General features: G+C 62.5%; 21 protein-coding genes and 1 pseudogene. 9 read left to right on the top strand and 13 right to left on the bottom strand.

Annotation, left to right across the window (positions count from 1 at the left end; genetic code table 11):
• Window positions 1–108 precede the first annotated feature (108 nt).
• Complete coding sequence (locus P3R38_RS24510) at window positions 109–1,650, top strand: APC family permease (RefSeq protein WP_023383037.1); 1,542 nt, start codon at window positions 109–111, stop codon at window positions 1,648–1,650.
• 32 nt (window positions 1,651–1,682) lie between these two features.
• Here the strand turns inward: P3R38_RS24510 and gmk are convergent, their stop codons facing one another.
• Window positions 1,683–2,303 carry a guanylate kinase gene (gmk, locus tag P3R38_RS24505; protein ID WP_023383036.1) on the bottom strand — a complete coding sequence of 207 codons (621 nt, stop codon included), beginning with the start codon at window positions 2,301–2,303 and terminating at the stop codon, window positions 1,683–1,685.
• A gap of 13 nt (window positions 2,304–2,316) precedes the next feature.
• Window positions 2,317–3,180, bottom strand: coding sequence for a YicC/YloC family endoribonuclease (locus P3R38_RS24500; RefSeq protein WP_023383035.1), 864 nt, complete (start codon window positions 3,178–3,180; stop codon window positions 2,317–2,319).
• A gap of 227 nt (window positions 3,181–3,407) precedes the next feature.
• Between P3R38_RS24500 and rph the strand changes: the two genes are divergently transcribed.
• Entirely contained in the window at window positions 3,408–4,130 is a 723-nt protein-coding gene (rph, locus tag P3R38_RS24495; protein WP_023383034.1) for a ribonuclease PH, read from the top strand.
• Window positions 4,131–4,180: 50 nt separating this feature from the next.
• On the opposite strand, the gene P3R38_RS24490 is transcribed toward rph, so the two are convergent.
• A complete protein-coding gene (locus P3R38_RS24490; protein ID WP_023383033.1) occupies window positions 4,181–4,960 on the bottom strand; it encodes an exodeoxyribonuclease III in 780 nt (259 codons plus the stop codon).
• Between the two features lie 79 nt (window positions 4,961–5,039).
• Here P3R38_RS24490 and pyrE point away from each other — a divergent pair, with 79 nt between their 5' ends.
• Window positions 5,040–5,681 (top strand): orotate phosphoribosyltransferase, encoded by a 642-nt coding sequence (gene pyrE, locus P3R38_RS24485; protein WP_011536401.1) that lies wholly within the window; start codon window positions 5,040–5,042, stop codon window positions 5,679–5,681.
• A 79-nt stretch (window positions 5,682–5,760) separates the two neighbouring features.
• Here pyrE and argB read toward each other — a convergent pair whose 3' ends face one another.
• The 4 genes and pseudogenes from argB to coaBC all read right to left on the bottom strand — a co-directional run bounded on the left by argB (window position 5,761) and on the right by coaBC (window position 9,881).
• A complete protein-coding gene (argB, locus tag P3R38_RS24480; RefSeq protein ID WP_023383032.1) occupies window positions 5,761–6,669 on the bottom strand; it encodes an acetylglutamate kinase in 909 nt (302 codons plus the stop codon).
• Window positions 6,670–6,699: 30 nt separating this feature from the next.
• A pseudogene (locus P3R38_RS24475) lies at window positions 6,700–8,067 on the bottom strand (phosphomannomutase/phosphoglucomutase); the annotation flags it as partial.
• A 141-nt stretch (window positions 8,068–8,208) separates the two neighbouring features.
• On the bottom strand, window positions 8,209–8,664 hold the full coding sequence (dut, locus tag P3R38_RS24470) for a dUTP diphosphatase (RefSeq protein WP_023383030.1): 456 nt from the start codon (window positions 8,662–8,664) through the stop codon (window positions 8,209–8,211).
• A gap of 5 nt (window positions 8,665–8,669) precedes the next feature.
• On the bottom strand, window positions 8,670–9,881 hold the full coding sequence (gene coaBC, locus P3R38_RS24465) for a bifunctional phosphopantothenoylcysteine decarboxylase/phosphopantothenate--cysteine ligase CoaBC (protein WP_023383029.1): 1,212 nt from the start codon (window positions 9,879–9,881) through the stop codon (window positions 8,670–8,672).
• Between the two features lie 126 nt (window positions 9,882–10,007).
• Here coaBC and radC point away from each other — a divergent pair, with 126 nt between their 5' ends.
• Window positions 10,008–10,688, top strand: a complete 681-nt coding sequence (gene radC / locus P3R38_RS24460) for a DNA repair protein RadC (RefSeq protein ID WP_023383028.1) — start codon at window positions 10,008–10,010, stop codon at window positions 10,686–10,688.
• A 292-nt stretch (window positions 10,689–10,980) separates the two neighbouring features.
• On the opposite strand, the gene P3R38_RS24455 is transcribed toward radC, so the two are convergent.
• Complete coding sequence (locus P3R38_RS24455; protein ID WP_023383027.1) at window positions 10,981–12,570, bottom strand: ABC transporter substrate-binding protein; 1,590 nt, start codon at window positions 12,568–12,570, stop codon at window positions 10,981–10,983.
• 361 nt (window positions 12,571–12,931) lie between these two features.
• Between P3R38_RS24455 and rpmB the strand changes: the two genes are divergently transcribed.
• Complete coding sequence (rpmB, locus tag P3R38_RS24450) at window positions 12,932–13,168, top strand: 50S ribosomal protein L28 (RefSeq protein WP_003258972.1); 237 nt, start codon at window positions 12,932–12,934, stop codon at window positions 13,166–13,168.
• Between the two features lie 10 nt (window positions 13,169–13,178).
• On the top strand, window positions 13,179–13,334 hold the full coding sequence (gene rpmG / locus P3R38_RS24445) for a 50S ribosomal protein L33 (RefSeq protein WP_003253507.1): 156 nt from the start codon (window positions 13,179–13,181) through the stop codon (window positions 13,332–13,334).
• A gap of 65 nt (window positions 13,335–13,399) precedes the next feature.
• On the opposite strand, the gene P3R38_RS24440 is transcribed toward rpmG, so the two are convergent.
• Window positions 13,400–13,603, bottom strand: a complete 204-nt coding sequence (locus tag P3R38_RS24440; RefSeq protein ID WP_023383026.1) for a hypothetical protein — start codon at window positions 13,601–13,603, stop codon at window positions 13,400–13,402.
• An 83-nt stretch (window positions 13,604–13,686) separates the two neighbouring features.
• Window positions 13,687–14,046 carry a cupin domain-containing protein gene (locus tag P3R38_RS24435; RefSeq protein WP_023383025.1) on the bottom strand — a complete coding sequence of 120 codons (360 nt, stop codon included), beginning with the start codon at window positions 14,044–14,046 and terminating at the stop codon, window positions 13,687–13,689.
• A 196-nt stretch (window positions 14,047–14,242) separates the two neighbouring features.
• Here P3R38_RS24435 and P3R38_RS24430 point away from each other — a divergent pair, with 196 nt between their 5' ends.
• Both P3R38_RS24430 and P3R38_RS24425 read left to right on the top strand, forming a co-directional pair.
• Complete coding sequence (locus P3R38_RS24430; RefSeq protein ID WP_277686680.1) at window positions 14,243–15,736, top strand: aldehyde dehydrogenase; 1,494 nt, start codon at window positions 14,243–14,245, stop codon at window positions 15,734–15,736.
• Window positions 15,737–15,860: 124 nt separating this feature from the next.
• Window positions 15,861–17,000, top strand: coding sequence for an MFS transporter (locus tag P3R38_RS24425; RefSeq protein WP_023383023.1), 1,140 nt, complete (start codon window positions 15,861–15,863; stop codon window positions 16,998–17,000).
• 9 nt (window positions 17,001–17,009) lie between these two features.
• Here the strand turns inward: P3R38_RS24425 and P3R38_RS24420 are convergent, their stop codons facing one another.
• Window positions 17,010–18,566, bottom strand: coding sequence for a phospholipase D family protein (locus P3R38_RS24420; RefSeq protein ID WP_023383022.1), 1,557 nt, complete (start codon window positions 18,564–18,566; stop codon window positions 17,010–17,012).
• A 65-nt stretch (window positions 18,567–18,631) separates the two neighbouring features.
• Window positions 18,632–20,056, bottom strand: a complete 1,425-nt coding sequence (locus P3R38_RS24415; RefSeq protein WP_277686679.1) for a PLP-dependent aminotransferase family protein — start codon at window positions 20,054–20,056, stop codon at window positions 18,632–18,634.
• A gap of 178 nt (window positions 20,057–20,234) precedes the next feature.
• Here P3R38_RS24415 and P3R38_RS24410 point away from each other — a divergent pair, with 178 nt between their 5' ends.
• Window positions 20,235–20,465, top strand: coding sequence for a DUF1127 domain-containing protein (locus P3R38_RS24410; RefSeq protein WP_027906669.1), 231 nt, complete (start codon window positions 20,235–20,237; stop codon window positions 20,463–20,465).
• Between the two features lie 130 nt (window positions 20,466–20,595).
• On the opposite strand, the gene P3R38_RS24405 is transcribed toward P3R38_RS24410, so the two are convergent.
• Window positions 20,596–21,888, bottom strand: coding sequence for an FAD-binding oxidoreductase (locus P3R38_RS24405; RefSeq protein ID WP_104883116.1), 1,293 nt, complete (start codon window positions 21,886–21,888; stop codon window positions 20,596–20,598).
• Window positions 21,889–22,056 lie beyond the last annotated feature (168 nt).

Below are 22,056 nucleotides of genomic sequence, written 5' to 3'. Positions count from 1 at the left end.
GACCCGAAGGTCTTGGATGACCTAAACCGATTCGCAAGCTTTCAATGAGTGAAAGCGCCTTGCTTGCAAGGCCTGTGACAACAATTCCAATAGTTACGGCGTTTTCTCATGAGCAATTACACAGAAGCCGGCCGCCCACCTGACGTGGCGACCGACTCGGGCAATACCTCGCGCGGCAAAGGCCTGGCCAAGGGCCGTTTGGGCTTGCTGGCCAGCGTGGTGCTGGGCATTTCCACCATCGCGCCGGTCTACACCTTGACCGGCGCCCTCGGGCCAACCGTCCGCGAAGTCGGCGCTCACCTGCCGGCGGTGTTCATCGTCGGTTTCCTGCCAATGCTGCTGGTGGCCCTCGGCTATCGCGAGCTCAACTCGGCGGAGCCTGACAGCGGTACTTCATTCACATGGTCGGCCCGTGCCTTCGGCCCAATGATCGGCTGGATCGGCGGCTGGGGGTTGGTAGTTGCCACCACCATCGTGTTATCCAACCTGGCGGGCGTGGCGGTCGACTTCTTCTACCTGTTCCTTGCCCAGATCACCGGTCAGCACGAACTGGCGGCCCTGGCGGACAACCTGTTGATCAACATCACGACCTGTTGCGTGTTCATCGCCTTGGCGGTGTGGATCTGCTGTCGCGGCATGACCACGACCATGACGGTGCAATATGGCCTGGTAGCCTTGCAGCTGTTGGTATTGATCGGCTTTGCCTTTGCAGCGTTCGGCGAGACCACGGCGCCGCCCCCGCTGGAATTCGATTTTGCCTGGTTCAACCCGTTTGGCGTCGAGTCGTTCTCGGCGTTCGCTGCCGGGCTGTCGCTGTCGATCTTCATCTTCTGGGGTTGGGACGTATGCCTGACCGTCAGCGAGGAGTCGATTGGCAGTGACGAGGTGCCGGGCAAGGCAGCGACCTGGACCGTGCTGCTGATTCTCGGGCTGTACCTGCTCACGGCCATCGCCACCCTGCAGTTCGCTGGCATCAGTGAGGAAGGCCTGGGCCTGAACAATCCGCGCATTCAGGAAAACGTCTTTGCCCACCTGGCCGGTCCGGTGATGGGGCCGTTGGCGATCCTGATGTCCATTGCCGTGCTGGCCAGCACCGCCGCTTCGTTGCAGTCGACCTTCGTTTCGCCCGCGCGCACCTTGCTTGCCATGGGGTACTATGGTGCCGTTCCGCAGAAGTTCGCCAGCGTCTGCCCGCGTTCGCAGACGCCGCGTTACGCCACCATCTGCGCAGGCGTTGCCGCGGGGCTGTTCTACGTAACCATGCGTACCCTCAGTGAGAACGTGCTGGCCGACACCATCACCGCGCTGGGGATGATGATCTGCTTCTACTACTCGCTGACGGCTTTCGCCTGTGTCTGGTACTTCCGTGACAGCCTGTTCGACAGTCTGCGCCACTTCTTCATGCGTGGCCTGTGCCCGTTGGTGGGTGGGGTGATTCTGTCGGTGATCTTCGTGCGCACCGCGATCGACAGCGCTTCGCCAGACTTCGGTAGCGGCTCGCATGTGGGGGGGCTGGGGTTGGTGTTCGTGATTGCAGCGATCATCTCGGCACTGGGGATCGTACTGATGATGCTGTCGCGGATGCGCGCGCCGGCCTACTTCCTGGGGGCTACCCTGCGTCAGCAGGCTACCCTGCCTCTGCCGGAGTGATGTTGGGGCCGCAAAGCGGCCCCTGTGAACCTTCAGCCGACCAGCTGCTTCAACAACGCCCCATGCCGCTGCTGTTGTTTCTTCAGCAGCAGCCGGTTGGCGACGAACACCGCCTTCAACTCCTGCAGCGCGACATCGAAATCATCGTTGATGATCACATAGTCGTACTCGTCGTAGTGCACCATCTCGCTGACCGCTTCCTTCATGCGCCCGGCGATGATCTCTTCGCTGTCCTGTCCACGGCCATCCAGGCGCTCGCGCAGCGCCTGCTGGCTTGGCGGCAGAATGAAAATCGACAGTGCGTCCGGCATCAGCTTGCGCACTTGCTGCGCACCTTGCCAGTCGATCTCCAGGATCAGGTCGTAGCCCTGGTCGAGGGTCTGCTGCAGTGCGCTGCGCGAGGTGCCGTAGAAGTTGCCGAAGACTTCGGCATGTTCCAGGAAGTCGCCTTGCTCGATCAGCGCCTTGAACTCTTCGTGGATGACGAAGTGGTAGTTCACGCCGTGCGTTTCGCCTGGGCGCATGGCGCGCGTGGTGTGCGAGACCGAGACGCGGATCTGCTGGTCGTCATTGGTCAGGGCGGTGACCAGGCTGGTCTTGCCGGCGCCCGAAGGGGCCGAGACGATATAGAGGGTGCCGCTGCTGTGATTCATGGTAGGGGTGGCCTTACTCGATGTTCTGTACTTGTTCACGCATCTGTTCGATCAGCACCTTCAGGTTGACCGCCGCTTGCGTGCTGCGCGGGTCGAAGGCCTTGGAGCCCAGGGTGTTGGCCTCACGGTTGAGTTCCTGCATCAGGAAATCCAGGCGCCGTCCCGCTGCGCCACCGGACTTGAGTACCCGGCGCACTTCGTTGACGTGGGTGCTCAGGCGGTCCAGTTCTTCGGCGACGTCGCTCTTCTGGGCCAGCAGGACCATCTCCTGCTCCAGGCGCTGCGGGTCGAGCTCGGCCTGCAGGTCGCCGAAGCGATCAAGGATCTTCTGCCGTTGGGCTGCCAGCATTTGTGGCACCAGGGCGCGTAGGGTGGTGACCTCGCTGGCCATACTGTCCAGGCGCTCGTTGATCAGACGCGCCAGCTCCTGGCCTTCGCGCAGACGACCGGCCTTGAGCTCGGCCAGGGCTTCGTCGAACAGCGCCATGGCCTCGGCGTTCAGGGCCTGCGGGTCACTGGCGTCAGCCACCAGTACCCCCGGCCACGACAGCACTTCCAGCGGGTTGAGCGGGGCTGGCTGCTTGATCAGGCCGGCGACCTCTTCGGCTGCGGCAACCAGTTGCGAGGCGCGCTCACGGTCGACCTTGAGCGGCTTGCCGGCGTTGTCTTCATTGAGACGCAGGGTGCATTCCACCTTGCCCCGGGACACGCCCTGGCGCAGACCTTCGCGGACGGCGCCCTCAAGGTCGCGCAGCGCTTCGGGCAGGCGCAGATGGGGTTCCAGGTAACGGTGGTTGACCGAACGCAGCTCCCAGACCAGGGTGCCTTGGCTGCCGGCGCGCTCGACTCGAGCAAAAGCGGTCATGCTGTGCACCATGGGGAGTACCTCGCGTTGATGGAGTGAACGGAAAAGCCTTTCGGCTGCAAGGCGCAGGATTGTAGCGCAGTGGGACCTTGGCGCCCAATCCACCCATGTTACAGAGTGGCCGCTGGGCAGTGGGAAAAGTCGACAGGCTGCCAGGCGCACGACAATAGGCATGTCCTCGCAAGGCGTCGGGCCCTATAATGCAGGGCAGATTCAAAGTCCCGGTACAGGTATCCCAGATGAAACGTCCAAGTGGTCGCGCCGCCGATCAGCTTCGCTCGATCCGCCTCACCCGCAACTACACCAAGCACGCCGAGGGGTCGGTACTGGTCGAGTTCGGCGACACCAAGGTCGTCTGCACGGTCAGCGTCGAGAATGGTGTTCCCCGCTTCCTCAAAGGCCAGGGCCAAGGCTGGCTGACGGCAGAGTACGGCATGCTGCCGCGCTCCACCGGTGAGCGAAACCAGCGCGAGGCCAGCCGTGGCAAGCAGGGTGGTCGCACCCTGGAAATCCAGCGCTTGATCGGCCGTTCGCTACGCGCCGCCCTGGACATGAGCAAGCTGGGCGACATCACGCTGTACATCGACTGCGACGTGATCCAGGCCGACGGTGGTACGCGCACCGCTTCGATTACCGGTGCCATGGTCGCCCTGTGCGACGCCCTGGCGGTGATCAAGAAGCGTGGTGGCCTGAAGGCTGGCAACCCGCTCAAGCACATGATCGCCGCCGTGTCGGTGGGTATGTACCAGGGTGAGGCCGTGCTGGACCTGGACTACCTGGAAGACTCCGCTGCCGAGACCGACCTGAACGTGGTCATGACCAGTGCCGGCGGCTTCATCGAAGTGCAGGGCACTGCCGAGGGCGCGCCATTCCAGTCGGAAGACTTCAACGCCATGCTGGCGCTCGCGCAGAAGGGCATGAACGAAATCTTCGAGCTGCAGCAGGCTTCGTTGGCTGACTGATTCCAGTCGATCCAGACGAAAATGGGGCCGCAAAAGCGGCCCCATTTCGTTTAGATGGTCAGCGTCCAGTCGTAATCCACAATCAGCGGCGCATGCTGCGAGAAGCGCGGCTGGCGTGGCAGGCGGGCATTGCGCACGAAGCGGCGCAGGCCTGGAGTGAGGATCTGGTAGTCGAACCGGTAACCCAGGTTGAGCATCTCAGCCTGCTCGTTGTCCGGCCACCAGCTGTACTGGTCACCTTCACGACTGACCTCGCGCAGCGCATCCACGTAACCCATGTCGCCGGTGATGGCGTCCATCCAGGCACGCTCCGGCGCCAGGAAGCCTGGCGACTGCTGGCTATCACGCCAGTTCTTGATGTCGAGCTTCTGCTGCGCCACGTAGAACGAGCCGCAATAGATGTATTCACGACGCTTGCGCCGCTGCTTGTCCAGGTACTTGGCGAAGTCGTCCATCAACTTGAACTTCTGGTTCAAATCTTCGTCGCCGTTCATTCCCGAAGGTAGCAGCAGGGTAGCGATGCTTACCTTGTCGAAGTCGGCCTGCAGGTAACGCCCGTAGCGGTCGGCTGTCTCGAAGCCCAGGCCCGTGATGACTGCCTTGGGCTGCATCCGCGAATACAGTGCCACGCCACCTTGGGCAGGCACTTCCGCGTCGCAGGCATAAAGGAAATAGCCATCGAGCTGGAAAGCTGGGTCATCGAGTTCAAAGGCCGAGGCGCGGGTATCCTGAAGGCAGATGACGTCGGCATTCTGGGCTTGCAGCCAGCTGAGCAATCCTCGCTCGGCCGCAGCCTGAATGCCATTCACGTTCACACTGATGATCCGCATAAATGGCCCCAAAAATCTCGTGCGTGTATGATACCCGAGCTCAACTCATTTAGCTAAATCCGTGGTGCCCGGGACATTTATGCAGCCGTATCAGCGCGACTTCATTCGTTTTGCCATCGATCGCGGGGTTCTGCGTTTCGGTGAATTCACCCTGAAATCGGGGCGTACCAGCCCGTACTTCTTCAATGCAGGCCTGTTCAATACAGGCTCCGCCCTGGCGCAGCTGGGTCGTTGCTACGCGGCGGCCATCGTCGACAGCAAGATCCCGTTCGACGTACTGTTTGGCCCAGCCTACAAGGGTATTCCCCTCGCAGCGGCCACTGCCGTGGCCCTGGCCGAGCAGCATCAGCTCGATGTGCCATGGTGCTTCAACCGCAAGGAAGCCAAGGACCACGGCGAAGGCGGCAGCCTGGTTGGCGCGCCGCTGGCCGGCGACGTGCTGATCATCGACGATGTGATCACTGCCGGTACCGCCATTCGTGAAGTCATGCAGATCATCAATGCCCAGCAGGCCAAGGCCGCGGGCGTGCTGATCGCGCTAAACCGTGAAGAACGTGGCAATGGCGAGCTGTCGGCCATCCAGGAAGTGGAACGCGACTTCGGTATTCCGGTGGTCAGCATCGTTTCGCTGACCCAGGTGCTGGAGTTCCTGGCCGATGACCCGCAGCTCAAGCAGCATCTGCCGGCTGTCGAGGCGTATCGGGCGCAGTACGGGATCTGATCCTGGCCCGGTAATGAAAAAGGCGACCTTCGTGAGACGGTCGCCTTTTTTGTGTCGCCTGTTCCGGCCCTTTCGCCGGTTAGCCGTGACGCTTGCGGTTGGTGATCAGGGTGCCGACACCGCTGTCGGTGAAGATCTCAAGCAGCACCGCATTCGGCACGCGGCCGTCGATGATGTGCGAGCTGTTCACGCCACCCTGGACCGCTTCCAGGGCGCACTTGATCTTCGGCAGCATGCCGCCGTAGATGGTCCCGTCGGCGATCAGTTCGTTGACCTGCTCGGTGGTCAGGCCGGTCAGGACCTGGCCTTGCTTGTCCATCAGGCCGGCGATGTTGGTCAGCAGCATAAGCTTCTCGGCTTTGAGCGCCTCGGCCACTTTGCCAGCCACCAGGTCGGCGTTGATGTTGTACGACTCGCCATTGGCGCCCACGCCGATTGGCGCGATCACCGGGATGAAGTCGCCCTTGACCAGCATGTTCAGCAGGTCGGTGTTCACGCCCACGACTTCGCCGACGTGGCCGATGTCGATGATTTCCGGCGTGGTCATCTCCGGGGTCTGACGGGTGACGGTGAGCTTCTTGGCGCGGATTAGCTCCGCGTCCTTGCCGGTCAGGCCAATGGCACTACCGCCATGACGGTTGATCAGGTTGACGATGTCCTTGTTGACCTGGCCGCCCAGCACCATTTCCACGACGTCCATGGTTGCCGCGTCGGTAACGCGCATGCCGTCGATGAAGTGGCTTTCGATCGACAGGCGCTTTAGCAGGTCGCCAATCTGCGGGCCGCCGCCGTGAACCACCACCGGGTTGATGCCGACGGCCTTCATCAGCACGATGTCACGCGCAAAGCCGGTCTTGAGCTCTTCGCTCTCCATCGCGTTGCCGCCGTACTTGATCACCAGGGTCTTGCCGACAAAGCGGCGGATATAGGGCAGCGCTTCGGACAAAACCTCGGCTACATGGGAAGCGGCATCGCGATCGAGGGTCATGCAGGGCTCCAGTAAGGAACAGATAGTCGGTCAGAACGGCAGTTGCAGCTCAGGGGCAACCCGCAGCAACTGAGTGCGGAAAACATCCTTGATACGTTGCAACTCGGCGTCGCTTTCGGCCTCGAAGCGCAGCACCAGCACCGGCGTGGTGTTGGAGGCGCGAACCAGGCCCCAGCCGCGGGCATAGTCCACCCGGACACCGTCGATGGTGGTCAGGCTGGCTTCGCCCCAGTCGGCGTCGCGTTGCAGTGCATCAATGATGCTGAATTTACCCTCGTCGGTCACATCAATATTGATTTCCGGCGTGGAAATATCGTTCGGGAACGCGGCGAACAGGCTTTCGGCATCCTGGTCGGCCTTGCTGAGGATCTCCAGCAGGCGCGCGGCGCTGTAGATGCCGTCGTCGAAACCATACCAGCGTTCCTTGATGAAGATATGGCCGCTCATCTCGCCCGCGAGCAAGGAGCCGGTCTGCTTCATCTTCTTCTTGATCAACGAGTGACCGGTCTTCCACATTAGCGCGCGGCCACCGTGCTGTTCGATCAGCGGGGTCAGGCGGCGGGTGCATTTGACGTCGAAGATGATTTCGGCGCCAGGGTTGCGGGCCAGTACGTCCTGGGCGAACAGCATCAGCAGGCGGTCTGGGTAGACGATGCTGCCGGTGTTGGTCACTACGCCGACGCGGTCGCCGTCACCGTCGAAGGCCAGGCCGATGTCGGCACCGGTTTCCTTCACCTTGGCGATCAGGTCATTGAGGTTCTCGGGTTTGCCTGGGTCCGGGTGGTGGTTGGGGAAGTTGCCATCCACCTCGCAGAACAGCGGGATGACTTCGCAGCCCAGCGCTTCGATCAGTCGCGGTGCGATGACGCCTGCGGCGCCGTTGCCGCAGTCCACCACCACCTTGAGTTTCTTGGCCAGCTTCACGTCACTGACGATCTGCTGGAAGTAGCGGTCCAGAATCTCGACCTTTTCCACACTGCCCTGGGCGCGCGGCACGTCGTTGGTCTGCAGGCGGGTCAACAGGGCCTGGATTTGCTCGTTGGCCAGGGTGTCGCCGGCGATGACGATCTTGAAACCGTTGTAGTCCGATGGGTTATGGCTACCCGTCAGCATCACGCCTGATTTGCCGGCCAGTACATTGGCGGCGTAGTACAGCGCGGGGGTCGGCACCAGACCGACATCGCTGACATGGCAACCAGCATCGGCCAGCCCCTTGATCAGTTGTTCGACCAGCATCGGGCCGGACAAACGGCCGTCGCGGCCGACCGAAACCTTTGGCTCGCCCTGGGCAATGCTTTGGGCACCGATGGCGCGGCCAATCCAATAAGCCGTTTCAGCATGCAGGGTTTTGCCGACCACGCCGCGAATGTCATAGGCGCGGAAGATGCTCTCGGGCAGTGCGGGTACCAGGTGGGCCATGTCATTCATCTCGGGAAGCTCCATTAGTCAAAGGCTTTCTGGGCAGGCACAAACTGAACGCTTGGACGGTGGAATTGCCAGAGAGTTCGCCATCCTTGGCCTGAACGGTTGTCGGTCGGCTCAGTGGCTGCCGGAGTGACCGAAGCCGCCCGCGCCACGCTGGGTCTCATCGAAGGCCTCGACGATGTCGAAGTGAGCCTGCACCACCGGCACCAGCACCAACTGCGCGATGCGCTCGCCGACGGCGATGGTGAAGGGGGTATTGCCACGGTTCCAGCACGACACCATCAGCTCACCCTGGTAGTCCGAGTCGATCAGCCCAACCAGGTTGCCGAGCACGATGCCGTGTTTATGACCCAGGCCCGAGCGCGGCAGGATCATGGCGGCCAGGCCTGGGTCGCCGATGTAGATCGACAGGCCAGTGGGAATCAGCAGGGTCTGGCCGGGTTCGAGGACAGTGTCCTCCTTGAGCAGTGCGCGCAGGTCCAGGCCGGCGGAGCCGGGGGTGGCGTACTGCGGCAGGGGGAATTCAGTGCCCAGGCGTGGGTCGAGAATCTTGGCTTGAAGAGCGTGCATGTAACTTATTGAACCTGGTTGAGCCGTTCGGCGATGAAGGCGACCAACTGGCGGGCAATCTTGCCCTTGCTGGTCTGCGCGAAGAGGGTCTGGTGCTGCTGGCGGTCGATCACGGTCAAGGCATTCTCTTCGCTGTTGAAGCCAATGCTGGGGTTGGCCACATCATTGGCGACGATCAGGTCGAGGTTCTTGTCCTTGAGCTTGCGCGTGGCGTAATCGAGCAAGTGCTCGGTCTCGGCGGCGAAGCCGACGCTGAACGGGCGGTCGTCACGGCCAGCAATGGTGGCGAGGATATCCGGATTGCGCACCATCTGCAGCAGCATGCCGTCGCCAGTCGTAGGATCTTTCTTGAGTTTCTGTGTGGCGACGACTTCCGGGCGGTAGTCCGCAACCGCTGCCGAAGCGATGAACAGGTCGCACGGCATGGCCGCTTCGCAGGCCGCAAGCATGTCCCGTGCGCTCACCACGTCGATACGGGTCACCCGGTCGGGTGTTGGCAGGTGGACAGGGCCGGTGACGAGGGTCACCCGAGCCCCGGCTTCTGCAGCCGCCTCGGCCAGGGCAAAGCCCATCTTCCCGGAGCTATGATTGGTGATGTAGCGCACCGGGTCGATGTTTTCCTGGGTCGGGCCGGCGGTAATCAGTACGTGCTTGCCGGTCAGGGCCTCGCGCTTGAAGCTCTCGGCGGCGCACCAGGCCAGGTCGGTGGGTTCGAGCATGCGGCCGAGGCCGACATCGCCACAGGCCTGGCTGCCGGAGGCCGGGCCGAACACCTGGATGCCGCGGCTCTTGAGCAGGTCGAGGTTGGCCTGGGTGGCAGGGTCGCGCCACATGGCCTGGTTCATTGCGGGGGCTACGGCCACGGTGGCGTCGGTCGCCAGCACCAGGGTAGTCAGCAGGTCATCGGCCATGCCCTGGGCCATGCGCGCCATGAGGTCGGCGGTGGCGGGGGCGATGAGCACGAGGTCGGCCCACTTGGCCAGTTCGATATGGCCCATGGCCGCTTCAGCGGCAGGGTCGAGCAAATCCATGTGCACGGGGTGCCCGGAGAGCGCTTGCAAGGTCAGCGGGGTGATGAACTCGGCACCACCACGGGTCATGACGACGCGCACCTGCGCGCCGTGCTCCAGGAGTCGGCGAATCAGTTCGGCACTCTTGTAGGCGGCGATGCCGCCTCCCACGCCGAGAACGATGCGCTTGCGATACAGCCGCTGCATAGGCTTGCCTTTTTCCAGTGAAAGCGGGCGGCGACGAAGACTGCCTGCGGCAGAACGTCGCATGTACGAGGCGAAATAGATTAACACAGGGCCGAAACGCGCCGCAGTAGGTTGCCAGGAGGGGGCATGAACATGAGGGAGTGGCCGACTGAAGAGCGGCCGAGGGAGAAGTTGCTGCAACGGGGAGTGGGTAGCTTATCGGATGCTGAGCTATTGGCGGTGTTCCTTGGCTCTGGTGTTCGCGGTCGGAATGTTGTGGAGCTGGCGCGAGGGCTGTTGGTGAAATTCGGAAGTCTGCGCCAGTTGCTTGAGGCCGATAGAGAGGCATTCATGGCTGAACTTGGGCTTGGGCCAGTGAAGTACAGTCAGTTGCAGGCGCTTCTGGAAATCGGGCGAAGGCATCTGGCTACGGCTATCGAGCGCGAGTCGGCCATGGAGAGCCCATCGGCGGTTCGGCGTTATCTGAAGGCCATGTTGCGCCATGAGGCCAGTGAAGTGTTCGGTTGCCTGTTCTTGGATACCAAGCATCGGCCACTGGCCTTCGAGATCTTGTTCAGGGGCACGATAGACCGGGCCAGCGTCTACCCGCGTGAAGTGGTCCGGCGGGCGTTGCTGCATAACGCCGCGGCCTTGATTCTGTGCCACAACCATCCTTCGGGTAACTGCGAACCGAGCCAGGACGATGTGCACCTGACGCTATCGCTGAAGCGGGGGTTGGCGTTGATCGATGTGCGGGTGCTGGACCACATCATCATCGGCGACGGGGAGCCGCTGTCGATGGTCGAGCATGGGTGGATCGTGGCTTAGGGGGGAAGTGCTTGTCTTGCTGGAGGGGGAGCCTGTGAGATCGAGCGCCGCCCGTGCGGCGCATCGCGAGCAAGGCTCGCTCCTACGATTGTTTTTGGCCAGTAACGCCAAGGGCAAACGCACGACCGCCTTGTTTGTACGACGTGGATTGCGCCAAGTCACCCAAGCGGTCGCGCGCAAATCCTACAGAAATAATTGGCCCGAAACAGGCGTAGGAGCGAGCCTTGCTCGCGATGCGCCGCACGGGCGGCGCTCGATCTCACAGGCTCTCCCCCTCAAGTCAGCCGCGGAATCAGCGGTTCACCGAAACCTTGCTGAAATCAAGTCGCCCGAACGGGCTGACCTGATACCCCTCGACGCCCTGGCGCAGCAGTGTCGTCGCCGTCGGGTGCGCCAGCGGTACCCACAGCGCCTGCTGCTGAATCAGCGTCTGCGCCTGCTGGTAAAGCCGGCTGCGCACGCTCTGGTCGTTGGTGGTGCGTCCAGCGCTGATCAACTGGTCCAGCCGGCTGTCGCAGAACCGTGCGAAGTTGGTCCCCGACTTCACCGCAGCACAGGCAAACTGAGGGCTCAGGAAGTTGTCCGGGTCGCCGTTATCACCGGCCCAGCCCATGAACAGCAGGTCATGTTCGCCCGCTTTGGCGCGGCGAATCAGCTCGCCCCATTCGATGACCTTGATCTCGGCCTTGATGCCCACCTTGGCGAGGTCTGCCTGGAGCATCTGCGCGCCCAGGCTGGGGTTGGGGTTGAGCAGGCTGCCCGACGGACGGGTCCAGATCGTCGTGGTGAAGCCATCCGGCAAGCCAGCCTTGGCAAGCAGGGCCTTGGCCTTGGTGGGGTCCAGTGCATAGCCCGGCAGATCCTTGGCATAGCTCCAGGTGTTCGGCGGGTAGGGGCCGTTGGCGGCGGTGGCGGTGTCTTCGAACACGGCTTTGAGGTAGGCCTGTTTATCGAACGCCAGGTTGATCGCCTGGCGTACCTCAGGCTTGTCCAGCGGTGGGTGCTCGCTGTTGATAGCCACGAATGCGGTCATGAAGGCCGGAGTGGTCGCCACCTTGAGGTTGCCGTCCTTGCCTGCTTCTGCGATGTCCAGCGGCTTGGGCGACAGGGCTACCTGGCATTCTCCGCGCTTGAGTTTCTGCAGGCGGACGTTGGCGTCAGGCGTGATGGCGAAGATCAGTGGGTCGACCGTGGGCTTGCCGTCGAAATAGTCGGGGTTCGCGCGGTAGCGAACCACGGAGTCTTTCTGGAAGCGCTGGAAGACGAACGGACCGGTGCCGATCGGCTGGCTGTTGAGTTTCTCGGGAGTTCCTGCCTTGAGCAGCTTGTCGGCGTACTCGGCGGAGTAGATCGAGGCGAAGCCCATGCTCAGGGTGGCCAGGAAGGTGGCATCCGGATGAGTGAGGGTGAAGCGCACGGTGCGTGGCTCGGGCGCCTCGATCGACTTGATCAGGTTGCCCAGTTGCAGCGACTGAGCGTGTGGATAACCACCCGGAGCGGTCTTGTGCCAAGCATGGGCGGGGTAGAGCATTCGCTGGAAGCTGAACAGCACATCGTCTGCATCCAGATCACGGCTGGGCTTGAAATAGGGCGTGGTGTGGAATTTCACACCGTTGCGCAGCGTGAAGTCATAGACCAGGCCATCGGCCGACACCGTCCAGCTTTGCGCAAGTCCCGGCACCACCTTGCCCTGGGTCGCATCGAATTCCACCAAGCGGTTCATCAGCATGTCAGCCGAGGCATTGGTGGTGGTCAGCGAGTTGTACTGGACCACGTCGAAGCCCTCGGGGCTGGCTTCGCTACATACGCTCAGCGGGGCCGCCTGGGCGAGTCCGGTTGCAAGCAGGGAGGTGAACATTAAGGAAAGGGCGGCGGCACGCATCAAAGCTCCTTGGCGAGTCAGTGGCCCATCTGCCAGTGCAGTCTGGAAATGTCCTACCCTAGTGCGCGCGTCGGGAAATGGCCACCCCCTTTTTATGCCAGTCTGCGACGAGCGGTCGACAGGCCGGCGCGCGAGTCGCTATGCTGCCCGCGCGCCATCGGCAGCAATCAGATGCTCATCTTCTGTTGTTGCGGCGTAGTCTTTCTGGTATAAAGCAGCGCTCTTTTCTAGGGGCTCGGCCTGTCGCATCAGCGGATCCGGTCGATAAGACCTCCAGAATCACGGCGCCTGGCGCCAAAGACTGAGAGATTAAGCGGCCAACCCATGCCGGGTTGGGCATGAGGTTTTAGAGGGCTGAGTCATGTCGAGAGTCTGTCAAGTTACTGGTAAGGGTCCAGTAACCGGGAACAACATTTCCCACGCAAACAACAAAACCCGTCGTCGTTTCCTGCCGAACCTGCAGCACCACCGTTTCTGGGTTGAGTCCGAGAAGCGTTTCGTGCGTCTGCGCGTTTCTGCCAAAGGCATGCGCGTCATTGACAAGCGTGGTATCGACGTAGTGCTGGCCGAGCTGCGTGCTCGCGGCGAAAAGTTCTAAGGAGAACGTCATGCGTGAATTGATCCGTCTGGTTTCGAGTGCTGGCACTGGCCACTTCTACACCACCGACAAGAACAAGCGCACCACTCCGGACAAAATCGAGATCAAGAAGTACGATCCCGTTGTTCGCAAGCACGTGGTGTACAAGGAAGCCAAGATCAAGTAATTGATCGGCGACCAAGAAAAACCCGCATCCGAAAGGACGCGGGTTTTTTTATGCCCGGATGCCGGTCATTGGAAGCGGAAGCCCTGAATCACGGCGTGTGCATCGGTCTTGATGTGAACACGGTTGATGTCGTACTCGCGAGTGGTGATTTCATTGGGGCCGACGACCCGAGGGCGGCCGGTGATCGCTGTGATGGCGTCCTTGATCGATGGCTCGTACGGGGTGCCGATCAGGTGAGCCAGGGCTTGCAGGACTTCTTCGTTGTTCATGATGTATTTCCTTTGGTAGGAGGACAGCCCGACATGGGCAGGGGCATCCTCCTCCAGAGGTGCAAGGCGCCTGCGCTACATAGTTACTTTTGCTCGAACATCACATAGATCTTGCGGCAGGGCTCCAGCACCTCCCAGGTACCTTTGAAGCCGGCCGGGATAACGAACCGATCACCGGTACGCAGGGTCTTGGCGTTGCCTTCCTGGTCGCGCAGTACCGAAACGCCTTGCACGATTTCACAGTATTCGTGCTCGGTGTAGTTCACGCTCCATTGCCCCACTTCACCTTCCCACACGCCCGCAGCGAACTGCCCGCAGGGGCTGGAGTAGTGGTTGTAGACGGTCTGGTCCGGCTCGCCTTTGATGATTTTTTCCGCAGCCGGGCGGTAGCGTTCGGCCTCGGTGAGGGCCTGGGCGAAGTCGATGATGCTGGCGATGCTCATGGTGCGGCTCCTGTTGTTGTTTAATAAAATGCACATCAGTAGGCTTTTAGGCCTTTCGTGTCAAATATATTGATAGTTTGCATCGGCTGGTTTAGGGTATCGCGTGCCAGTGTGCGCTTGTCGCCCGGCCAGATTTCTGACAACGCCAGTGAGTCCTCAGTGCGGCGTTGCACCTTAACAAGAGGAGGAGTTTCGTATGACCACCCTGACTCGTGCGGACTGGGAACAGCGTGCCCAGCAACTGAAGATCGAAGGACGCGCCTTCATCAACGGCGAATACACCGACGCCGCATCCGGTGAAACCTTCGACTGCCTGAGCCCGGTCGACGGACGCTTCCTGGCCAAGGTCGCCAGCTGTGACCTGGCTGACGCCAACCGTGCCGTGGATAACGCCCGCGCTACCTTCGACTCCGGCGTCTGGTCGCAACTGGCCCCGGCCAAGCGCAAGGCCAAACTGATTCGCTTCGCCGACTTGCTGCGAAAGAACGTCGAAGAGCTGGCACTGCTCGAAACCCTGGACATGGGTAAGCCAATCGGCGACTCCTCCACCATCGACATTCCGGGCGCGGCCAACGCCATCCACTGGACTGCCGAAGCCATCGACAAAGTGTACGACGAAGTCGCGCCGACGCCGCACGACCAACTCGGCCTGGTCACCCGCGAACCTGTTGGTGTGGTCGGTGCCATCGTGCCGTGGAACTTCCCGCTGCTGATGGCATGCTGGAAGCTCGGCCCGGCCTTGGCCACCGGTAACTCGGTCGTGCTCAAACCGTCCGAAAAGTCGCCACTGACCGCCATCCGTATCGCCCAGCTGGCCATTGAAGCTGGCATCCCGGCAGGTGTGCTGAACGTGCTGCCAGGCTACGGCCACACCGTGGGTAAGGCCCTGGCCCTGCACATGGACGTCGACACCCTGGTGTTCACCGGTTCGACCAAGATCGCCAAGCAGTTGATGGTCTATGCGGGCGAGTCGAACATGAAGCGTATCTGGCTGGAAGCCGGTGGCAAGAGCCCGAACATCGTCTTCGCCGACGCTCCGGACCTGAAAGCCGCCGCCGAGGCTGCTGCCAGCGCCATCGCCTTCAACCAGGGCGAGGTCTGCACCGCCGGTTCTCGCCTGCTGGTCGAGCGCTCGATCAAGGACAAGTTCCTGCCCATGGTGGTCGAAGCCCTCAAGGGCTGGAAGCCAGGCAACCCGCTGGACCCTGCCACGACTGTCGGCGCTCTGGTCGATACCCAGCAGATGAACACCGTGCTGTCGTACATCGACGCCGGCCACAAGGACGGCGCCAAACTGCTGGCCGGCGGCAAGCGCACCCTGGAAGAGACCGGCGGTACCTACGTCGAGCCGACCATCTTCGACGGCGTGACCAACGCCATGAAGATCGCCCAGGAAGAGATCTTCGGCCCAGTGCTGTCGGTGATCGCCTTCGACACCGCCGAGGAAGCCATCGCCATCGCCAACGACACCCCGTACGGCCTGGCTGCGGGCATCTGGACCTCGGACGTCTCCAAGGCCCACAAGACCGCTCGTGCCGTGCGCGCGGGCAGTGTCTGGGTCAACCAGTACGACGGCGGCGACATGACCGCGCCGTTCGGTGGCTTCAAGCAGTCGGGCAACGGCCGTGACAAGTCGCTGCATGCGCTGGAGAAGTACACCGAGCTGAAGGCGACCTGGATCAAGTTGTAAGTCCAGGGGGCCGCTTAGCGGCCCAATCGCCAGCTTGTCGTGGCGACGAACCACAGCCGGGACGGTTCACACCGCCCCGGCTTTGTCGTCTTTGCAATTCATGAAGACTGCCTGGGAGGCTGCAATGCGTTGGGGAACCTATTTCGCCGTACTGGCATCGGTGCTCAGTGTCGGGCTGGCGCTCGGCGTGAGCATGCCGCTGGTGTCCCTGCGCCTGGAAGCCTGGGGCTACGGCAGCTTCGCCATCGGCGTCATGGCGGCGATGCCGGCGCTGGGTGTACTGGCAGGTGCCAGTGTGGCCAGCCGTCTGGCCGGGTGGGTCGGCGTGCCCTCGGCCATGCGCCTTTGCCTGTGGGGCGGGGCGCTGTCGATCGGCCTGCTTGCATTGCTGCCCAGCTACCCGTTGTGGTTGCTGCTGCGGCTGATGATCGGTATGTCGCTGACTGTGGTGTTCATCCTGGGCGAGAGCTGGATCAACCAACTGGTGGTCGAGCAATGGCGGGGACGGCTGGTGGCGCTGTACGGCAGCAGCTACGCGCTGAGCCAGCTGGCCGGGCCGTTGGTACTGGGCTTTCTCGGCTCGGATGATGACTTCGGCTTCTGGGCGGCGACTGGCCTGCTGCTAGCCGCGCCGCTGGTCCTGCTAGGCCGTGGCGGTGCGCCGAGCACCGAAGCCTGCAGCGTGACCTTCGGCGACCTGCTCGCGTTCTGCCGGCGTTTGCCAGTGATTGCCTGGGCGATTGCCCTGTTCGCGTCCTTTGAGGCGATGATCCTCACCTTGCTGCCGGTGTATTGCCTGCAGCAAGGCTTCAGTACCGAAATCGCCTTGTTCATGGTCAGTACCGTGGTGGTGGGCGATGCTGTGCTGCAGTTGCCGATCGGTGCGCTCGCCGACCATATGTCGCGACGGGCTCTGTTCACGGGCTGTGCGGTAACCTTGCTGGTCTCAAGCCTGGCGATCCCATTGCTGTTGCACACACCTGTGATCTGGCCGTTATGGGTGCTGTTCGGGGCTAGCGCCGGGGGGCTGTTCACCTTGTCGCTGGTGCTGATTGGCGAGCGTTATCGCGACGATGAGCTGGTGCGGGCCAATGCCCATGTGGCGCAGCTCTGGGGTATCGGCTGCCTGCTCGGGCCATTGTTGGCCGGAGCAGGCAGCCAGTGGATCAGCGGGCACGCGTTGCTGTTGCTGATGGCTGCAGGGGCGGCTGTTCTGGTGCTGTTGACCCGGCGGCGCGGGGCGTTCGAGCCAGCCTCCGCCTGAGGCATGGGGCTAGAGCATCTTCTCCAGCCCCACCGCCTTGCTGATCCAGGCATTGAAACGCCGCCACAGGCCGCCAGGCTCGGAGGTCAGCATGCGGCGCTTGCCATTTTCCTCGGTTACCCAGACCAGCTTGTCGTCCACCAGCCTGGGCTGGTAACTCAGTGCGGGTGCCATGCCTTGTACCGCCAGAAAACGGGTGTATTCAGCCAGTTCCGGGCTATCGACCAGCACTCCAACCTCGGTGTTCCACAGCAATGATCGCGGGTCGAAGTTGAACGAGCCGATGAAGGTCTTGCGCCGGTCGAAGACGATTGCCTTGCTGTGAAGGCTCGAATCCGAACTGCCATGGAAGCTCAAACGGTATCTGGCGTTGGTGTCACCAGGTTGGCGGCGCAGTTCGTACAACTGCACGCCGTGCTCCAGCAGGGCGCGGCGGTAGGGCGCATACCCGCCATGCACAGCCGGCACGTCGGTGGCTTCCAGGGAGTTGGTCAACAGCTTGATCGAAACGCCCGCATCGGCAGCGCCGGTCAGGTACAGCAGGCCTGACTTGCCCGGCACGAAGTAGGCCGAAACCAGAATCAGCTCGTGATGCACGTTGTCCAGGTCCGGCGCCAGTTGCTGGCTAAGCAGCAGGTGCGGGTCTGGCTCGTCGTCGGCCAGGACTTTGCTCGGCGCATCCCACAAGGCCTGGCTATGTGCCCAGATCAGTTCGTTGCGCCAGATATCCAGGCGCGGCTGCGTCTGGTAGGCCATCAACCTGTCGTACAGGGCCTTGTGCCTGACCCGCGCTTCGGCCAAGGACACCTCAAGGCGTCGACGGCTGGCATGCAGGTCGCTGGCATCTGGCTGGCGCCATAGGAAGTCTCCAATGGGACGGCTCAGCGCGCTGTTCCAGTACTGGTCGAAACCATGACTGAGCTGCTCGGCCACGGGGCCGACTCCCAACAGGTCGATGTCGGTGAAGTTGAGGTTGGGCTCGGCATCGAAATACTCGTCACCCAGGTTACGTCCGCCGACGATGGCCATGGCGTTGTCCACCACGAACAATTTGTTGTGCATGCGCCGGTGTTGTCGGGAGAGGTTGAACAGACGTCCTGCGGCGCGTGTCACGCCTGTGCTGCGGCCGAGGTGCAGCGGGTTGAACACGCGAATCTGGATGTTGGGGTGGGCGTCGAGGGTGCCCATGATGGTGTCGAGGCCATCGCTGGTGGTGTCATCGAGGAGAATGCGCACCCGAACGCCACGGTCGGCCGCGCGCAGCAGTTCGTGGACCAGCGCCCGCGTGCTCAAGCCGTCATGGACGATGTAGTACTGCAGGTCGATGCTGGCCTGTGCGTTACGGATCAGCTCGGCCCGGGCGCGGAAGGCCTCGTTGCTGTTAGGCAGCAGCCGGAATCCGGAGCGGCCGTCATAGGGTGCGGCCTGGCGAAGTACGGAGCGGCCGAAGGCCGACTCGTTCGCTGGCAGCGCCTGGCTGACTTCGCGGGTCGTACCGACGCTGGCGCAGCCCGCGAGGCCGAGCAGCAGCGCTAGCAACAGAGGCAGGGCAGGCGTGAATCTCAAGGGTGGATCGTCCTGTGCAGCAAGGGCCTGAAGGTTGGACTGTGGAGGGCGGCGCAAAGTTACGCTCAGGTGATGTCCTGATCCAGTAGACGAAGGGCGGTTTCACCGACCTTGCGCACGGCATCCTCGATCTGTGGTGTGGGGCGCGAGGCGAAGTTCATGCGCAGGCAGTGACGAAACTTGCCCGAGGCCGAGAAGATGCTGCCTACCGCGATTTGCACTCCCTGCTCCAGTAAAGCTCGGTTCAGCCGCAGCGTGTCGAAATCTTCAGGCAATTCGACCCACAGCATGAAGCCCCCTTGTGGCCGGCTCACACGCGTCCCTCTCGGGAAGTACTGGGTGACCCAGTCGCTCATCAGGTCGCGACCGCGCTGATACTGGCTGCGCATGCGGCGCACATGGGGTTGGTAGTGCCCGGCGGCGATGAAGTCGGCGATGGCCAGTTGCGGTTGGGTGGCCGTGCTGCCGGTGCTGATGTACTTCATGTGCAGCACCCGCTCCAGATAACGCCCCGGCGCGACCCAGCCTATGCGCAAGCCCGGGGCCAGGGTCTTGGAGAAGGAGCTGCACAGCAGCACGCGGCCGTCGTCGTCGAACGACTTGAGGGTGCGCGGGCGAGGGTAGGTATATGCCAGGTCGCCATACACATCGTCTTCGAGAATCGCCACGTCATAGCGCTGGGCCAGGCTCAGCAGCGCCTTCTTGCGGGCCTCGGGCATTATGTAGCCGAGCGGGTTGTTGCAGTTCGGGGTGATCTGGATGAGCTTGATCGGCCATTGTTCCAAGGCCAGTTCCAGCGCCTCCAGACTGATTCCGGTGACGGGGTCAGTGGGGATCTCCAGGGCTTTCATGCCCAAACCTTTGAGGGTTTGCATGGCGCCGTGGAAGCTCGGCGAGTCAACCGCGACGATGTCCCCCGGGTCGCACACCGCGCGGATGCTGCAGGACAGCGCTTCATGGCAGCCGGTCGTCACCACCAGGTCAGCCGGCCCCAGGCGGCAGCCGGAATCGAGCATCAACCGGGCGATCTGCTCGCGCAGGGCCAGGTTGCCGTGGATGTTGTCGTAGTAAAGGCCGGGCATGTCCTGGCGCCGGCTCAACTGGGCGAGGCTGCGCAACAGCGGCTTGAGGGTGGGGCTGTCGATGTCGGGCATGCCGCGGCCGAGCTGGATCACATCCTTGCGGGGCGTGCTACGCACCAGCTCCAGCACCTGTTCCCACTGGGAGATATCCACAGGGCGCTGCGCCGGCCGGCTGACGGCGGGCAGGGCGGGGAGGTGGCGTCCTTCGCTGACGAAGTACCCGGACTTTGGGCGTGGCGAGACCAGGCCGCTGTCCTCGAGCATGCGATAAGCCTGCTGTACGGTGCTGAGGCTGACGCCATGTTCCTCGCTGAGGGCTCGCACCGATGGCAGCCGCTGACCAGGGCGATACAGGCCCTGCTCGATGCGGGCGCCCAGCAATTCGGCGAGGTTGAGATAGAGCGTCACGGCATACTCCCGCGTTCAAGGCTGGCAGCGACCAGTACAGTTGTGGGGAAAATACAGCATTCAGCGGCCGGTTCGCCAATTCTGTATGGGAATAATAAGCCATTATTGGATCTGTATCGTCACGCCTGCCAGCGCGCATGCTGTCTCCACGGTATGAACTGATCGGGAGGATGCAGCAATGGGTGGCTTGAGCGATGTGCGCTTGCAACTGTTGGCCAAGGAGCTCGAGGACGAGCAGCGGCCCAAGGTGTTCAATGCACCGGCCGGCTTGAGCCGCTGGGGCCTGCTACTGCACCGTTGGCACACCCGCAGGGCGCTGTTGCAACTGAGCGATGAGGAGTTGCGTGATGTAGGGCTGAGCTGGGAGCAGGCCCGGACCGAAGGGCGAAAGCCCTGCTGGAAGGACTGACGCAAAGCGCTGGGAACGGCAGCGCATCACCGTGTAGGAGCGGTTCACCCGCGAGCATCGGCCAAGTCAGTGTCGTACATCGCAGTGCTTGGTTCGCGGGCAAGCACGCTCCTGAAAGGTACGTCAGCGGTCAGATCAGCTCTTTGAGCCTGTGCCACAACATTCCCAACGCCAGCAGCGGCGAGCGCAGGTGCTTGCCACCGGGGAAAGTGACGTGCGGCACGTTGGCGAACAGGTCGAAGCGCCCGCTTTCCTGACCGCTGATGGCTTCACCCAGCAGGCGCGCAGCGAGGTGGGTGGCGTTGACCCCGTGGCCCGAATAGGCCTGGGCGTAATACACGTTCGGTTGGCTGGCCAGGCGGCCGATCTGCGGCAGGCGATTGGCGCCGATGCCGATCATGCCGCCCCATTGATATTCGATGCGCACGTCGGCCAACTGTGGGAACACCTTGAGCATCTTCGGCTGCATGTAGGCGGCGATGTCTTTTGGATCACGGCCCGAGTAATGGCAGGCGCCACCGAACAGCAGGCGGTGGTCGGCAGACAAACGATAGTAATCCAGCGCCACGCGCTGGTCGCACACCGCCATATTCTGCGGCAGTAGCTGGCGCGCTCGTTCTTCGCCGAGCGGTTCAGTGGCGATGATGTAGCTGCCGGCGGGCAATACCTTGCCACCCAGTTCGCGGTTGAGGTCGTTGTGGTAGGCGTTGCAGCACAGCACCAAGGTCCTGGCGCGCACTCTTCCTTGGGGAGTGTGTACCTGAACCAGGGGGCCGTAGTCGATGCGTGTGACCTCGGACTGCTCGAACAGCTTGACGCCTAGACGGCTGGCCACGGCTGCTTCGCCCAATGCCAGGTTGAGCGGGTGCAGGTGGCCTGAACCCATGTCGATCAGGCCGCCGACGTAGCGGTCGGAACCGACCACGCTGTGGATATCTTCTTGTTGCACCAGGCGCATTTCATGGCGGTAGCCAAGGCTGCGCAGTTCTTCGGCATCCTCGGCAAAGCCTTGCAGCTCGCCGGGTTTGTTGGCCAGGTCGCAGTAACCCCAGGTCAAGTCGCAGTCGATGGCGTGTCGTTCGACGCGCTCGCGGACGATGTCCACGGCCTCCAGTCCCATCAGCTTCATGCTGCGCACACCTTCCTGGCCAATCACCGGCAAGAACTGCTCAAGGCCATGGCCAACGCCACGAATCAACTGACCGCCGTTGCGGCCGCTGGCGCCCCAGCCAAGCTTGCGTGCCTCCAGCAGGATTACCGACAGGCCGCGTTCGGCCAGTTCGATGGCAGTGTTCAAGCCTGAGTAGCCGCCACCAACGATGCACACGTCGGCAGAATGTTCGCCCTGCAGGTAGGGATGATCGGGATGAGGCGCGCTGCTGGCGGCGTAGTAAGAGGCGGCGTGCTGCGCGCTGTGGATCATCGGGCGGTTCCTGGGCGTTGGGCGAAAGGGGGAGGATAAGCTGGGGTTTTGCGGTGGGGCAACTGGCCTCCTCGCCGGCAAGCCGACTGCCGCTCAGGGGCGCGTGTGACTTGGGCAGCCGGCTGGCGGGCAATTGGTCCTATAATCGATATTCGATCGTCAATCCTG

The sequence above is a fragment of the Pseudomonas sp. NyZ480 genome (assembly GCF_029537255.1).
Taxonomy (GTDB): Bacteria; Pseudomonadota; Gammaproteobacteria; order Pseudomonadales; family Pseudomonadaceae; genus Aquipseudomonas; species Aquipseudomonas taiwanensis.
This window is presented reverse-complemented; position numbering and strand designations above follow the sequence as displayed.

Excerpts from the sequence above, each read along its gene's own strand:
- P3R38_RS24510 (WP_023383037.1), top strand. The coding sequence starts at position 109 with ATGAGCAATTACACAGAAGCCGGCCGCCCACCTGACGTGGCGACCGAC.
- gmk (WP_023383036.1), bottom strand. The coding sequence starts at position 2,303 with ATGAATCACAGCAGCGGCACCCTCTATATCGTCTCGGCCCCTTCGGGC.
- P3R38_RS24500 (WP_023383035.1), bottom strand. The coding sequence starts at position 3,180 with ATGGTGCACAGCATGACCGCTTTTGCTCGAGTCGAGCGCGCCGGCAGC.
- rph (WP_023383034.1), top strand. The coding sequence starts at position 3,408 with ATGAAACGTCCAAGTGGTCGCGCCGCCGATCAGCTTCGCTCGATCCGC.
- P3R38_RS24490 (WP_023383033.1), bottom strand. The coding sequence starts at position 4,960 with ATGCGGATCATCAGTGTGAACGTGAATGGCATTCAGGCTGCGGCCGAG.
- pyrE (WP_011536401.1), top strand. The coding sequence starts at position 5,040 with ATGCAGCCGTATCAGCGCGACTTCATTCGTTTTGCCATCGATCGCGGG.
- argB (WP_023383032.1), bottom strand. The coding sequence starts at position 6,669 with ATGACCCTCGATCGCGATGCCGCTTCCCATGTAGCCGAGGTTTTGTCC.
- dut (WP_023383030.1), bottom strand. The coding sequence starts at position 8,664 with ATGCACGCTCTTCAAGCCAAGATTCTCGACCCACGCCTGGGCACTGAA.
- coaBC (WP_023383029.1), bottom strand. The coding sequence starts at position 9,881 with ATGCAGCGGCTGTATCGCAAGCGCATCGTTCTCGGCGTGGGAGGCGGC.
- radC (WP_023383028.1), top strand. The coding sequence starts at position 10,008 with ATGAACATGAGGGAGTGGCCGACTGAAGAGCGGCCGAGGGAGAAGTTG.
- P3R38_RS24455 (WP_023383027.1), bottom strand. The coding sequence starts at position 12,570 with ATGCGTGCCGCCGCCCTTTCCTTAATGTTCACCTCCCTGCTTGCAACC.
- rpmB (WP_003258972.1), top strand. The coding sequence starts at position 12,932 with ATGTCGAGAGTCTGTCAAGTTACTGGTAAGGGTCCAGTAACCGGGAAC.
- rpmG (WP_003253507.1), top strand. The coding sequence starts at position 13,179 with ATGCGTGAATTGATCCGTCTGGTTTCGAGTGCTGGCACTGGCCACTTC.
- P3R38_RS24440 (WP_023383026.1), bottom strand. The coding sequence starts at position 13,603 with ATGAACAACGAAGAAGTCCTGCAAGCCCTGGCTCACCTGATCGGCACC.
- P3R38_RS24435 (WP_023383025.1), bottom strand. The coding sequence starts at position 14,046 with ATGAGCATCGCCAGCATCATCGACTTCGCCCAGGCCCTCACCGAGGCC.
- P3R38_RS24430 (WP_277686680.1), top strand. The coding sequence starts at position 14,243 with ATGACCACCCTGACTCGTGCGGACTGGGAACAGCGTGCCCAGCAACTG.
- P3R38_RS24425 (WP_023383023.1), top strand. The coding sequence starts at position 15,861 with ATGCGTTGGGGAACCTATTTCGCCGTACTGGCATCGGTGCTCAGTGTC.
- P3R38_RS24410 (WP_027906669.1), top strand. The coding sequence starts at position 20,235 with ATGGGTGGCTTGAGCGATGTGCGCTTGCAACTGTTGGCCAAGGAGCTC.
- P3R38_RS24405 (WP_104883116.1), bottom strand. The coding sequence starts at position 21,888 with ATGATCCACAGCGCGCAGCACGCCGCCTCTTACTACGCCGCCAGCAGC.